Consider the following 14,435-nt stretch of genomic DNA (forward strand, 5'->3'; position numbering starts at 1 on the left):
TAGATTGCCTTTTTACATATTTTTCGCTCTATCCTGTCTAAATAGTGAAGTCTTACTAAACCCGAAACTTCACTAGGATAGGGATCTGTTCATTCATTATCCACGAATGATACGGATCGCTTCACCGCGGTCTTTTTGATTGTATACCGCTGATCCAGCTACAAGTACATTTGCTCCTGCTTCAACACAAAGTCTTGCCGTTTCAACGTTGACACCACCATCAACTTCAATTTCGACTTCTAGATTTCGCTCTTTAACCATTTCTGCAACTTGTTTAATTTTCGGTAATACAGAATGGATAAATTTCTGTCCACCAAATCCAGGATTCACCGTCATAAGTAATACCATATCTATATCTTCTAACACATGCTCAATCACCGAAACTGGCGTATGTGGATTTAATACAACCCCTGCTTTAATGCCATGAGATTTAATTAACTGAATTGTACGATGTAAATGAGGACACGCCTCTACATGAACAGTAATAATATCCGCTCCAGCTTTCGCGAAAGTTGGGATATAGTTATCAGGATTTTCAATCATTAAATGCACATCTAACGGTAATGATGTAATCGGGCGGATCGCTTCTACAATTAATGGCCCAATCGTAATATTCGGTACAAAATGCCCGTCCATTACATCGACATGAATGTAATCAGCTCCGCCTTTTTCTACATCTTTAATTTCTTCCCCTAATTTTGAAAAATCTGCTGATAAGATCGATGGTGCAATTTTAATCATAACTAATACCTCGGCTTTCTCTCTCTAATTTCTTCTACGAATTGTTGGTAATTCTTATAACGATATTCTGTAATCTTTCCTTCTTCAACCGCAGCTTTCACCGCACATTTCGGTTCAGAAAGATGTGTACACCCTCTAAATTTACAGTATTGGCTCGCTTCTTTCAACTCAGGAAAACAATATGTAAGATCTTCTACCTCTATATCTATGAAATCAAGTGAACTAAAACCAGGTGTATCCGCAACAAGTCCACTTCCAACTGCAATTAATTCCACGTGTCTTGTCGTATGTTTTCCGCGTCCTAAATGTGAGGAAATATCATTTGTTTTTAGTTCTAAATCCGGACGTAATACGTTAAGCATCGAAGATTTCCCAACACCTGATTGGCCAGCAACGACAGAAACACAACCTTCTAAAAATGGTTTTAAAATAGCAATACTTTCCGATGTATTTATAGAAGTAAATAATACATCATAACCCATTTCACGATAATCATTTGCATAAGCTTCAACGGTTTCTCGCATCTTTTCATCCACTAAATCCATCTTACTAATACAAATAATCGGCTTAATGTTATGATATTCAATCAGCACTAAAAATCGATCTAGCAGTCCAGGATTAAAATCTGGTTCTACTGCAGAGAAAACAAGGATTGCTTGATCCACATTAGCAATCGGAGGCCTAACAAGTTCATTTTTTCGATCAAATACTTCAAGCACGTAGCCTTCCGTTGGGTTATCTGCTTGAAAAACGACTTGGTCTCCTACAAGTGGTGTAATTTTATTTTTTCTAAATACACCACGCCCACGACATTGTGTAATCCCTTCTTCATGTTGTACATAATAAAATCCACTTAAAGCCTTTACAATTTTTCCTTCTGGCATATAATTCTCCTTTATTTTGTATAAAGTGAAGCTGTAATTAAAACGAATAGACTAGAGTTCTTTAAACAATTATTTTAAAACCCACCAATATATAACCAGGTTCATATATTTAATCTCTACCATCAAATTCGAAATATTTTTTACAACAATATCACTTGTATAGCTTTTTGAATCATATATTTTTGCCTGTTATACAGTCCACCTTGTAGACAGCATAACAGGCAAGGGTAATGAATTCCATTCTCTATAAAAAGAAAATGGAATTCACTATTATTGAGTTGGATATGGTACTTCCTTATCGATAATCGTTACTCCATCCCGTACGATTTTATAGTGACCCTTTGAGCCTTCTTGAATTACAAATTCTAAAGAAATTGTTGCCGACTCTGAAATCGTTCTAGTTTCAATTGGTCTATCCATCTTTTGTTGCATATCTTCTTTATAAATTTCTATTGTTTGCGGTTTTTTCTCACCTATTATAGAAGACTCATATGGGATAGAAATGTTATCCACCTTCACTGTTTTTGTTACTTTCGGCTTAGGGCCATTCGAGATGATAAGTGTCACTTTATCTCCTTCTTTTAACGGAGTTCCTGGTTTTGGCGATTGCGAAATTACAAGACCTTTATCAACCGTATCTGAATACTCTCGTTTTATATCTGGAGTTAATTTTCTCTCATTCAAATCACCAGTTGCACTATTTTCAGTCCATCTTGAAAAATCACCTGGTCTATTTTGATAAGGACCTTTACTTATCCAAACTTTTAGTTCTTGCTCCGCCTCTACAACCATTTGATCAGGTGTCGGTATTTGTTCTACAATTTCACCTTTTGGTTTATCATTTTCAATATAATTTTCAGTAACCTGTTTATATCTTTCTTCTAACTCGGGTTTTACACTCTCAAAGTTTTGACCTGTAAAATCCTTCATTTTACTTTTCTTTTTTCCACCTGATTGATAGATAGTAATTTTAGAACTTTCCTTCACTACTCTTCCTGCTACAGGATCAGTTTTTATTACATCTCCAGCTTCCACATCATCTGTATATACAATATTAGGTTCTGTCACTTCAAAACCTTTTTCTACCAATTTATTTACAGCTGTCGTATATTTCATACCAGCCACATCAGGAACTTTTACATCTTTCGGAATAAAGAATCCCGGAATAACAGTAAGGGCTAATGTTATTCCAATTGCTAAAAGTAAAAATGTCGTAATTAAAACCTTAATCCATTTATTACTTCGTTTTTTCTTCTTATCTAATTCAGTATGTTCTTTTCTTTTTGGTTCATCCACTTTACTTCCACTTAAAACAATCGTTTCATCAGTTACATTTTCAAATAATTGTTCTTGTTGGATAATTGGAATCGCTTTCGTCGCTTCCATATCTTCTGGTATGTAAAATGGCTGTTCATTAATTCGTTCTGGATATAAAGCCGTTTCAATATCTCGTTTCATCGCATTAGCAGATTGGTATCGATGGAACGGATCTTTAGCAGTTGCCTTTAATATAATATTCTCAACACTTTGCGGAATATTTTCATTCCATCTTCTTGGAGACGGTATTTCACTTTGTAAATGTTTTAAAGCTATTGCAACAGCAGATTCACCAGAAAACGGTTGTCTTCCTGTTAACAATTCGAACATAACAATACCAAGCGAATAAATATCTGATTGTTTATTTGCTATCCCGCCGCGCGCTTGTTCTGGTGATAAATAATGCACCGAACCAAGTACTGAATTTGTATGTGTAATAGTTGTTGCACTTGTAGCTGTCGCAATTCCAAAATCTGTTACTTTTACTACTCCATCAGCTCGAATTAAAATATTGTGCGGTTTTATATCACGATGCACAATTTCAAAATGATGAGCGTGTGCCATGGCGGATGTTAATTGCTCCATAATATCAAGAGCTTCCCCTATAGGTAACATCCCTTGCTCAATTATGTATTGCTTTAATGTTTGTCCAGGTACATACTCCATTACAAGATAATATATACCATCTTCTTCTCCAACATCATACATATTCACAATATTTGGATGCGACAACGTTGTAACAGATTGCGCTTCTCGATGGAAACGTTTAATAAACTCTTCGTTATTGGAATAGTCGAGTCTTAATATTTTCACCGCTACATCTCGGCCGAGTATGTCATCATGAGCTAAATATACATTGGCCATCCCTCCACCGCCAATCATTTTTAGCAGCTTATAACGGTCATTTAAGCGTTTTCCAATCAGCACGTTGCACTTCACCTACTTTCGTTTGTCGAATCCGCATAATCAATAAGAACAAGAGTAATATTATCCTCTCCACCACGATCATTCGCCAATTGAATGAGACTTTGCACCTTAGCTTCGAGCTGTTCATTTAACTGTAAAATTTGTTGCATATCAGTCATAGGGACTTTATTAGACAATCCATCAGAGCAAAGAAGCAATTGATCATCTTCTTCAAGTACCAATGTTTTAACATCTAATCCGACTTTTTCTTCTGTTCCTAGCGCTCTTAACAAAACATTTTTTTTCGGGTGGTATTCTGCATCTTCCTTTGAAATTTCACCATGTCTCACAAGTTCATTTACAAGTGAATGATCTTCCGTTACGAGCGACATTATTCCCTCTGATACCATATAACAACGACTATCTCCTATATGACCTATTGTTACAAAATTAGGCGTACAAATTGCTATGATAATCGTTGTTCCCATACCATCACACTCTACGTGTTGTTTAGAATATTCAAAAATGCGTTCATTAATAATTCCAACACTAGTATGTAACCACTCTTCTACCTTTTTAGGCTCATTCATATTATGCGTTTGCTTCCAATAATCATGGAATAATTGAATGGCCATCGAACTAGCTACATCGCCAGCTCGATGACCTCCCATTCCATCTGCTACTACCGCTAAAATATTTCCATCTAAATTGTGAAAAACTCCTGCACTATCTTCATTATGTTGACGAACTTTCCCTTTATCCGATAGAAACACGGCTTTCATCTCGTCACCTCGTCTCTTCTTTGCGCTCCTTCGCACGCAACTGACCGCAGGCAGCATCAATATCGTGACCTTGTTCACGGCGAATTGTTACATTCACTCCACGATCTTTAAGCGTTTTTTCAAATAAGAAAATTTGCTCACGTGGTGTTCGTACGTAATCACGTTCTGGTACGTAGTTAACCGGAATTAAGTTCACATGACACTTTACACCTTTTAAGAGCGCAGCAAGTTCTTCAGCGTGCTCAACTTGGTCATTTTCTCCCCCAAATAGTCCATATTCAAATGTAATACGACGCCCTGTTCTATTTACATAGTATTTAATAGCTTCCATTAAATCAGGTAGCTTATAAGCACGGTTAATCGGCATTAATTTTGAACGTAATTCTGAATTTGGAGCATGCAATGAAATCGCAAAATTAATTTGTAACTCTTCTTCAGCAAACTTGTAAATTTTCGGAATAATACCACTCGTCGAAACTGTCATATGTCTTGCACCAATATGAAGTCCTTTTTCATGGTTAGTGATGCGTAAAAATCCCATTAAATTATCATAGTTATCAAATGGTTCTCCAATTCCCATAACAACAAGAGAACTTACACGTTCTTCCGTTTCATCAAGCGCGCGTTGCACTTCTACTACTTGCGCTACAATTTCTCCAGCTTCTAGGTTTCGTTTTAACCCGCCAAGTGTAGAAGCACAGAACGTACAGCCAATACGACAACCAACTTGTGTTGTTACACAAATAGAATTTCCGTATTCATGTCGCATTAATACCGTTTCAATAGAATATCCATCATATAACTGGAATAAGAATTTAATCGTTCCATCCGAAGACGTTTGTTTTACTAACGTGTTTAAAGTAGTAATATCAAAGGAATTCGACAATTTATCACGCAATCCTTTAGAAAGGTTTGACATATCCTCATAATTTTTTACACGTTTTTTATATAGCCAGTCAAAAATTTGTCCAGCACGGAACTTCGGTTCTCCTTGTTCCTTTAACCAATCTTGCATTTCATGAAGTTGTAAAGAGTAAATTGATGGTTTTTTCGTTTCTACATTTTTCTTTTGTTTTTTTACAGTCGTTTCCATGATGCTACACCTTCTTCCTTAAACAAGCAATATAAAAGCCATCCGTTGCAAAATAATGCGGCAAAATTTGTACTTGACCTTCATTAATATACGGACTTAATTTTTCTGGCATACGTTCTTTTATCGTAGTATCCCATTCAAATTCAGGATGTTCTTTTAAAAATTTATCTATTACTTGTTCATTTTCTATTTTCTCAATTGTGCACGTACTATAAACAAGACGACCGCCTTGTTTTAATAATGGTGCTATCTTTTCTAATATCGCAAGTTGAATCGTCGATAATCTTTCACTATCGCCTTTATCTTTTCCTAACTTAATATCAGGTTTACGTCTAATTACCCCAAATCCAGAACATGGTGCATCTACTAATATTTTATCAAAAGTTTCATTTGCAAAGTGCTCTTGCACTTTTCTAGCATCTAAAGCTTTTGTTTCTATATTTTCTAGACCAAGTCGCTCTGCTTGTTGTTTAATTAAACGCACTTTATGCGCGTGTAAATCAAGAGACATTACTTTACCAGTTCCCTTTAAACGCTCAGCTATATGCGTAGTTTTACCACCAGGAGCAGCACAACTATCAAGAACTGTCTCTCCCTCATTCGGGTCTAAAGCACGTGCAACAAGCATAGAGCTTTCATCTTGAATAGAAAGGAACCCTTTTTTAAACGCTTCTGTATGCGCTACATTCCCTCTTTCAATTTGAATTGCATCATCTGACAAATCGCCAGACTTTGCTTCTATTCCTTCACTTGCCAACAACTCAATTGCTTCTTCTACCGTTACTTTATCAACGTTCACACGTGCTGTAGGTACTGGTGGTAACATGTTTACTTCACACATTTTCTCTGCTGTCTCTAAACCATATTCAGATGCCCAATCTTGTACTAACCAAACTGGGTGACTCGTTGCAATTGCAAGACGTTCCACTGGATCTTTGATTTCATCTAATGAAGGTACACCTTCTCGCTGAATTGAACGCAATACTCCGTTCACCATGCCTGAAATCCCTTTATGCCCACGACGCTTTGCTATTTCAACCGCTTCATGAATAGCCGCTCTTTCTGGCACTCGGTCCAAATATATCATTTGATATAAAGATAAGCGAAGCAATACTCTTACCCACGCCTCAACCTTCTTTTTTAAAAAAGGCTGTAAATAATAATCTAATGTGTCACGACGTTGAATCGTTCCATATACAATTTCAGTTAATAAACCAATATCTTTTCTCTCAATTGCATTTTTTTCAATTAGATTATTTAAAAGTAAGTTACTATATGCACCACTTTTTTCTACTTGAATTAAACCATCAAGAGCTAATTCACGAACATTTTGTCTCATGCATTTTCTCCTAACTTCGTGCCAATTTCAGGTTTTGTCCCACGTAAAAATTGTGAACAACTCATACGCTTTTTACCCGACGGTTGCAATTCAGTAATTTTAACACCTGTTTCATTCCCTGTTGCAACAACAAATCCATCTTCTTCAAGACCAACTATTGTACCTGGTTCAGCTTTCGCTTCTAGAGAAACTTTCTCTCCCCACCATACTTTAACAACTTGTTCTGCTAAAGTCGTATATGCAACTGGCCATGGGTTCAATCCGCGAATGTGATTGTATACTTCTTCACCTGTTTTTGTCCAATCAATTTTCTCTTGCTCACGTTTTATATTATATGCGAATGACACTTCATCTTCATTTTGTTTAATCGGTTCTAACTTACCTTGAATTAATAAAGGTACTGTTTTAGATAGAAGATGTGCACCGGCTTCACTTAACTTATCAAATAACGAGCCCGTCGTTTCACGCTCTTCAATTTCCACTTCTACTTGCGTTAAAATATCACCAGCGTCTAATTTTTCTACCATATACATAATTGTAATTCCTGTTTTTTCTTTACCTTCCATAATTGCATAATGAATCGGTGCACCACCGCGTAGTTCTGGAAGTAAAGAGGCATGGACATTAATACATCCGTACTTTGGCGCTTCTAAAATTTCGTTTGGTACAATCTGACCGAACGCAGCTGTTACAATTAAATCCGCCTCTAATGCTAATACTTGTTCATATTCGTCTTTTTCACGAATTTTCAGTGGTTGTAACACCGGAATACCATGTTTCTCCGCTTCAACTTTAACAGGTGTAGGTGTTAATACTTTTTTTCTACCTACCGGACGATCTGGTTGCGTCACAACACCTACTACATCATAGCCATCTTCGATAAGACGACGAAGCACCGGCACTGAAAAGTCCGGTGTTCCCATAAATACTACTTTAATCATTTAAAAACCGCTCCTTTTAACACCTATTCTAATTCGTTTTCTTCATAATATCTTGTCACTTTCGATGTAAATAGAACACCGTGTAAATGATCGATTTCATGTTGAATTGCACGCGCTAAAAATCCTTCCGCTTCTAATAAAAACACTTTACCTCGGCGATTCTGTGCTCTTACTTTAATATAATCTGCACGTTCCACTTCACCATAAAGTCCCGGGAAGCTTAAACAGCCTTCGGGACCTACTTGTTCACCACGTTTTTCTAATATTGATGGATTGATTAACTCGATTTTCCCGGTATCATCATCGACATCAACAACTGCTACTTGCAAGCTTACCCCTACTTGAGGTGCAGCTAAACCGACTCCGTCCGCCATTAACATTGTTTCATGCATATCTTTCAACAATTTCACTAACTTTTTATCAAAGTTAATTACTCTTTCACATGGTGTTTCTAACACTTCATTTGGATGCTTTACTATTTCTAAAACTGCCATATTTCCCTCCGCTACATTAACATTGTTGGATTAAAATCAATTGAGATTTGTAGCTCTTTTTGCATTTCTGCTTGATAATGTTCATTTACCATTTTGAGCACGTTCTTTAAGTTTGGTTCCCGTTTGTATTTTATCATGCATTGGTAACGATATCTATCTTTTATCCTTGGAATTGCTGAAGCAACTGGCCCTAACACCATCGTTTGCTGCGAACAATGCATTCGTAAATGACCGACAATTTTTTCCGTCACTTGCACTGCCTTTAATAATTCTGGATGAGATACCGTTACAAGTACAACATAGTAATAAGGTGGATATTGTCTTGTTCGTCTCATTTGCATTTCTTGGTCAAAAAACACATCATATTGCTGGTTCTTTGCTAACTCTATACTATAATGTTCTGGCGTATACGTTTGAATTACAACTTCCCCTGGCAATTCATGTCTACCTGCCCGTCCACTTACTTGCGTCAATAATTGATATGTTTTTTCACTCGCCCGAAAATCAGGTAAGTGAAGCATCGTATCTGCAGTTAAAACACCAACGAGCGTTACTTTCGGAAAATCAAGTCCTTTGGCGATCATTTGTGTCCCAAGTAATATATCTGCTTTCTCTTCACCAAACGCCTTTAATAACTTCTCATGCATCCCTTTGCGACTTGTCGTATCTACGTCCATTCGAATGACTCGCGCTTCTGGAAATAGTTTTGTAATTTCTTCTTCTACTTTTTGTGTGCCTGTACCAAAGAAACGAATATATGTACTTTGACAAGCTGGACACGCAGTTGGCATATTCTCCTCATAACTGCAATAATGACATTTTAAACGATGGTTCATTTTATGATACGTCAGCGAAATATCACAATGTGGACATTGTACAACATACCCGCAATCACGACACATCACAAATGTTGAATGACCTCTCCTATTTAAAAAGAGAACCATTTGTTCTTTCTTTTCTAGTCGATCTGCTATTTTTTCATGCAACGCCTTCGAAAACATTGATCGATTCCCGTCGCGAAGTTCTTCACGCATGTCAACAATTTCTACTGTTGGTAAAGCTTGTTCGTTCATACGTTTTTCCATCGTTAATAGTTCATAAACACCTTTTGTCGCTCTTGCAAATGATTCAAGTGTAGGCGTTGCACTTCCAAGAACGATTGGACATTTATGATATTGCCCTCTCCACACCGCTACATCTCTTGCATGATACTTCGGGTTATCTTCTTGCTTATAACTCGATTCATGCTCTTCATCAATAATAATAATCCCTAAATTTTCAAAAGGAGCAAAAATAGCTGAACGGGCACCAACTACCACTTTCACTTCTTTTCTCAAAATCTTACGCCATTCATCATATTTTTCACCAACAGACAGTGCACTATGAAGAACCGCTACTTGCGAGCCAAACCTACCTTTAAAACGATCTACCATTTGAGGCGTTAGCGCAATTTCAGGAACGAGTACAATAGCTTCTTTTTCCTTCTTCAGCACCGCTGCTATAGATTGTAAATATACTTCTGTCTTTCCGCTTCCTGTAACACCATATAGTAAAAATGGATTGTAAGTTTCATTTGTAATTGATGATAAAATAGGTGTAATAACTTGCTTTTGTTCCTCTGTAAGTGGAAATGGTTTCGTTTGTTCAAAATCATCATCGTCATACGGATTCCGGTATACTTCCACATATTTTTCTGAGATTAGCCCCTTTTTAACAAGTGATTTTATTGGAGCATCTGTTATTTGTAGCTCTTCTGTTAACAATTTCAACGGTACACTTTTATAATTTTCCACAAAATAATAGAGTACATCTTGTTGTTTTTTACTTTTCAATTCAAATGCAGCTAATTCTAATTTATCTTCCGGCAACTCTGGCTGAACGACTCTTTGTTTCTTCTTCTGCACTTTATCTTTCACTTGATATACGACTTCCATCGTACCATTTTTAATTTCTTGTTGAATAGCGCGGTATAAATGTGGCTGCGCCTCAATAACTTCCCAATCGATTGCTTCCTTATCCTGAAATAAATACAGTATTGCAGGTGCTACTTCTTCTTGTTTACGAAGTTGTAGACGCTTTTTATACGTTGCTTTTATCGCTGTCGGAAGCATGACTTGAAATGCTGAAATCATATAACATAACGTTTCACTTGTAAGCCAATATCCAAGCTTTAATAATTCATCATTTAAAACCGGTGTTACATCTAATATTTCATGGATTGTCTTTAATTTTTTACTTTCCACGTCAACCGAATCTTTAATCTCAATAATAAAACCTTGCAATTTTCTTGGACCAAATGGAACTACTACACGCATTCCTGTCTGTACAATATCTTCCCATTTTCTAGGGATAATGTAATCAAACGGTCTATCTGTCTGACGGGCAGGTACATCAACAATTACACTTGCAAATTTCATAAACGATCATCTTCTAACATCATTTCAATTTGCTTTAATATTTCGCGAGCTACTTCTTTCTTCGTTAAAAGTGGCAACTCAATAACTTTTCCATCTTTTCTATACATTGTTACAATGTTCGTATCTGTGCCAAATCCAGCTCCTTGCGCTTTTACATCATTCGCAACAATCATATTCGCATTTTTCTCACGTAACTTTTTCGTTGCGTATTCCTCTACGTTTGTCGTTTCAGCAGCAAAACCGATAAGTAACTGTTTACCCTTCTTCTCACCTAGCGTTTTTAAAATATCTACCGTTCTCTCTAATTCAATTACAGCATCACCATTCTGCTTTTTCATTTTATTATCATGAACATATTTCGGGCGATAATCTGCAACAGCTGCTGTTTTGATGACAACATCTACATTTTGATAATGTTGAAGGACTGCTTCTAACATATCCTGCGCTGAATCCACTTGTATCGTTGTTACATGTAGTGGCGGATTTAATGCCGTCGGCCCCGAAACAAGTATGACATCAGCCCCTAAGTTCGCTGCTACTTCTGCAATCGCATACCCCATTTTTCCAGAAGAAAAATTCGTCATAAAACGAACTGGATCAATCTTTTCACGCGTCGGGCCAGCAGTTATTAACATTTTCTTACCTTGTAGTGGTTTTTGTTCCGTGAATGCTTCTTCTAACCGCGCAATAATTGCTTCAGGTTCCTCTAGTCTTCCCTTCGCTACATAACCACACGCTAAAAAGCCTTCCCCAGGCTCAATAAATGTATATCCTAACGTTTTTAACGTCATCATATTTTTTTGAACAATTTTATTTTCGTACATATGCACATTCATAGCAGGTGCAATCCATACTGGAGCTGTAGTAGCTAACAAAGTAGTTGTAATCATATCATCCGCAATACCACCAGCTAACTTCCCGATACAATTGGCTGTAGCAGGTGCAACAAGTACTACATCTGCCCAATCTGCTAAATCGATATGAGCAATAACAGCTGAGTCTTTCTCATCGAATGTATCTATATATACATCATGACGAGAAAGTGCTTGGAATGTAAGAGGCGTAACAAACTTTATTGCCGACTCACTCATGATCACCTTTACAATAGCACCAGCTTGTGTCAATTTACTAGTTAACGCAGCCGCTTTAAAGACCGCAATGCCTCCTGTTACACATAGGAGTATCTTTTTCCCTTTTAGCATATGGCTCGTCCTCTTTCTTTTTCAAACTTATAATACTGAAACAGGTTTCTCAGCTCTTCAGTACCAATATTTCATCCTATCGTAAAAAAATAACAACCTACTTGTAAATAGGTTGTTACCGTTACATAGAAAATTATAAAGTCTATGTTTTAATTTGTCGAAAATAATATCTTAATCAATTATTTTGCCTTCGCTTGGTACATATTTTAACACTTCTACATCGATTTCTTCTAATGCTTTACCTACACATTTATGAGAAACAGGTTGTTCAATAACACAGTTGTTAGCAAGTTGCATTTCACGTGCACGCTTTGCAGCTACTGTTACAAGTGTATATTTAGAATCGATTTTTGTTAATAATGAATCAATTGATGGATTTAACATAATTATAGACCCTCCGTCATTTCTTTATAATATTTTGCTACTCTTTCGCGGCGGCAATGTTCACCAACCACAATTGCTTTAATTCTATCACAAGCTAATTCAACTTGATCATTTTCTACAACATAGTCGTAAGCGTCCATCATTTCGATTTCTTCTTTCGCTACAGTTAAGCGATTTTCAATAACATCTTCAGTTTCTGTACCACGGCCGACAATTCGGTTTTTTAGCTCAGATAAACTTGGGGGTGCTAAGAAAATAAACACACCTTCTGGGAAAGCTTTCTTAACTTGAATTGCTCCTTGCACTTCAATTTCTAAGAATACATCTTTTCCTTCTTGTAATGTTTTTTCAACATAGTCAATCGGTGTTCCGTAATAATTACCTACGAACTCAGCCCACTCAAGTAATTTTTCATTACGAATCATTTCCTCAAATTCTTCTCTCTCTTTAAAGAAATAATCCACACCATCTACTTCACCTTCACGCGGCTTACGTGTCGTTACTGAAATAGAATATTGAAAACGTGTATCCTCATGGCTAAACAGCTCTTTTCGAACCGTTCCTTTACCAACCCCAGAAGGTCCTGAAAGAACGATGAGCAATCCTCTTCTACTTCTCATAAATATGTAAAACCTACCCTTCCTCACTTAAATCTTCTTTATTATTCAAACGATGTGCAATCGTCTCTGGCTGAATTGGACTTAATACAACATGCCCATCATCCATAACAATAACCGCCCTTGTTTTTCTCCCATACGTAGCATCTAGTAAAGCATTATGTTCACGTGCTTCCTGTACTGTTCGTTTAATAGGAGCTGACTCCGGACTTACAATAGCAATAATTCGATGAGCAGATACAATATTTCCGTATCCAATATTTAAAAACCGCATGGCCATAGTTTGCGCCTCCTAGTAAGTCTATCCGATTTCTCCACCACGTATAACTTTATATATTTTTTGAAAGCTACTCAATATTTTGTACTTGTTCACGAATTTTTTCAAGGTTATTTTTCATTTCTACAACATATTTTGAAATTGTTAAGTCATTTGCCTTCGAACCAATCGTATTAATTTCTCGATGCATCTCTTGCACGATGAAGTCCATTTTTCTTCCAACAGGCTCTTCAATCTGCAGTGTTTCACGAAATTGTTCTAAATGACTTTGTAAACGAACTAACTCTTCATGAATATCACAACGCTCTGCAAACATCGCGACTTCTGTTAGCAATCTTTGTTCGTCTAGATCTTGATTATGTAATTCCTTTAAGCGATTTTCTAATCGTTCACGATATTTTTGTGTAACAATCGGTGCATGTGGAATAATTGCATTTACACAATTGTGAATCTCTTGTAAACGATACGCCATATCTTTATGTAATCGTTCTCCTTCGCCATCTCTCATCGTTTTCAACATTTGAGCAGCTTGGCGAACAGCCTCATATAAACTATTCTCAAATTGTTCATTTACGTTTTCTATTTCTTCAATTGCCGTTACTTCTGGCATTGCCATTAATTGCCCAAGTGTAATAGAATCTTGCAATTGAAATTTTCCTTTTATATCTTCCATCATCGATTGGTACTGCTTGAGAAGCGACCAATTCACACTTAATTTTCTTTCAACAAGCCCTTCACCCGTTATACTAATAGACACTTCAATGCGCCCACGTCGAACTTGCTGTGCAATTATTTTACGAATTTTGTCTTCAAATACCATCATTTGCTTCGGAAGTCGAATACTCATCTCAAGAAAACGGTGGTTCACCGATTTCATTTCTACTGTAATCTGAAAAGTATCACTTTCTACTTTCGACCTTCCAAACCCTGTCATACTAGAAATCATTTTTATCACATCCAAGCCATGAAATAACTCAATGAAAAAGGTAATAGAGACAAGGCTCTACTACCTTCTGTAAATTATATCACATTTTCATATCA

At 36.6% G+C, this 14,435-nt stretch carries 14 protein-coding genes; all 14 read right to left on the bottom strand.

From position 1 onward, the window contains the following. Nucleotides 1-96: 96 nt before the first annotated feature. The 14 genes from rpe to JDS95_RS03820 all read right to left on the bottom strand — a co-directional run bounded on the left by rpe (nucleotide 97) and on the right by JDS95_RS03820 (nucleotide 14,340). Entirely contained in the window at nucleotides 97-741 is a 645-nt protein-coding gene (rpe, locus tag JDS95_RS03755; RefSeq protein WP_000589968.1) for a ribulose-phosphate 3-epimerase, read from the bottom strand. Nucleotides 742-743: 2 nt separating this feature from the next. Further along, the gene (gene rsgA, locus JDS95_RS03760; RefSeq protein ID WP_001113944.1) at nucleotides 744-1,625 is read right to left on the bottom strand and encodes a ribosome small subunit-dependent GTPase A; all 882 of its coding nucleotides are present in this window, start codon (nucleotides 1,623-1,625) and stop codon (nucleotides 744-746) included. Between the two features lie 270 nt (nucleotides 1,626-1,895). Continuing rightward, the gene (gene prkC, locus JDS95_RS03765) at nucleotides 1,896-3,869 is read right to left on the bottom strand and encodes a serine/threonine protein kinase PrkC (RefSeq protein WP_000904738.1); all 1,974 of its coding nucleotides are present in this window, start codon (nucleotides 3,867-3,869) and stop codon (nucleotides 1,896-1,898) included. 8 nt (nucleotides 3,870-3,877) lie between these two features. Continuing rightward, nucleotides 3,878-4,630: a Stp1/IreP family PP2C-type Ser/Thr phosphatase gene (locus tag JDS95_RS03770; RefSeq protein ID WP_000648688.1), complete on the bottom strand. Its 753-nt coding sequence runs from the start codon at nucleotides 4,628-4,630 to the stop codon at nucleotides 3,878-3,880. A 4-nt stretch (nucleotides 4,631-4,634) separates the two neighbouring features. Continuing rightward, nucleotides 4,635-5,723 carry a dual-specificity RNA methyltransferase RlmN gene (rlmN, locus tag JDS95_RS03775; RefSeq protein WP_000450536.1) on the bottom strand — a complete coding sequence of 363 codons (1,089 nt, stop codon included), beginning with the start codon at nucleotides 5,721-5,723 and terminating at the stop codon, nucleotides 4,635-4,637. 4 nt (nucleotides 5,724-5,727) lie between these two features. Beyond that, nucleotides 5,728-7,062 (bottom strand): 16S rRNA (cytosine(967)-C(5))-methyltransferase RsmB, encoded by a 1,335-nt coding sequence (gene rsmB, locus JDS95_RS03780; protein ID WP_085450623.1) that lies wholly within the window; start codon nucleotides 7,060-7,062, stop codon nucleotides 5,728-5,730. Further along, a complete protein-coding gene (gene fmt, locus JDS95_RS03785) occupies nucleotides 7,059-8,003 on the bottom strand; it encodes a methionyl-tRNA formyltransferase (protein WP_000598800.1) in 945 nt (314 codons plus the stop codon). The genes rsmB and fmt overlap by 4 nt, the downstream gene beginning before the upstream one ends. Nucleotides 8,004-8,026: 23 nt before the next feature. Next, a complete protein-coding gene (gene def / locus JDS95_RS03790) occupies nucleotides 8,027-8,497 on the bottom strand; it encodes a peptide deformylase (protein WP_000279472.1) in 471 nt (156 codons plus the stop codon). Nucleotides 8,498-8,508: 11 nt separating this feature from the next. Beyond that, on the bottom strand, nucleotides 8,509-10,914 hold the full coding sequence (gene priA, locus JDS95_RS03795) for a primosomal protein N' (protein ID WP_000666740.1): 2,406 nt from the start codon (nucleotides 10,912-10,914) through the stop codon (nucleotides 8,509-8,511). Continuing rightward, nucleotides 10,911-12,116, bottom strand: coding sequence for a bifunctional phosphopantothenoylcysteine decarboxylase/phosphopantothenate--cysteine ligase CoaBC (gene coaBC, locus JDS95_RS03800; protein ID WP_000911715.1), 1,206 nt, complete (start codon nucleotides 12,114-12,116; stop codon nucleotides 10,911-10,913). The genes priA and coaBC overlap by 4 nt, the downstream gene beginning before the upstream one ends. A gap of 171 nt (nucleotides 12,117-12,287) precedes the next feature. After that, nucleotides 12,288-12,500, bottom strand: coding sequence for a DNA-directed RNA polymerase subunit omega (rpoZ, locus tag JDS95_RS03805; protein WP_000933967.1), 213 nt, complete (start codon nucleotides 12,498-12,500; stop codon nucleotides 12,288-12,290). Nucleotides 12,501-12,502: 2 nt separating this feature from the next. After that, complete coding sequence (gene gmk / locus JDS95_RS03810) at nucleotides 12,503-13,120, bottom strand: guanylate kinase (protein ID WP_001257739.1); 618 nt, start codon at nucleotides 13,118-13,120, stop codon at nucleotides 12,503-12,505. Between the two features lie 13 nt (nucleotides 13,121-13,133). After that, complete coding sequence (gene remA / locus JDS95_RS03815; RefSeq protein WP_001251456.1) at nucleotides 13,134-13,397, bottom strand: extracellular matrix/biofilm regulator RemA; 264 nt, start codon at nucleotides 13,395-13,397, stop codon at nucleotides 13,134-13,136. A 67-nt stretch (nucleotides 13,398-13,464) separates the two neighbouring features. Continuing rightward, complete coding sequence (locus JDS95_RS03820) at nucleotides 13,465-14,340, bottom strand: YicC/YloC family endoribonuclease (protein WP_000625871.1); 876 nt, start codon at nucleotides 14,338-14,340, stop codon at nucleotides 13,465-13,467. Nucleotides 14,341-14,435: the final 95 nt, after the last annotated feature.

It is taken from the genome of Bacillus cereus group sp. N24 (assembly GCF_016483345.1).
GTDB classification, from domain to species: Bacteria; Bacillota; Bacilli; order Bacillales; family Bacillaceae_G; genus Bacillus_A; species Bacillus_A toyonensis.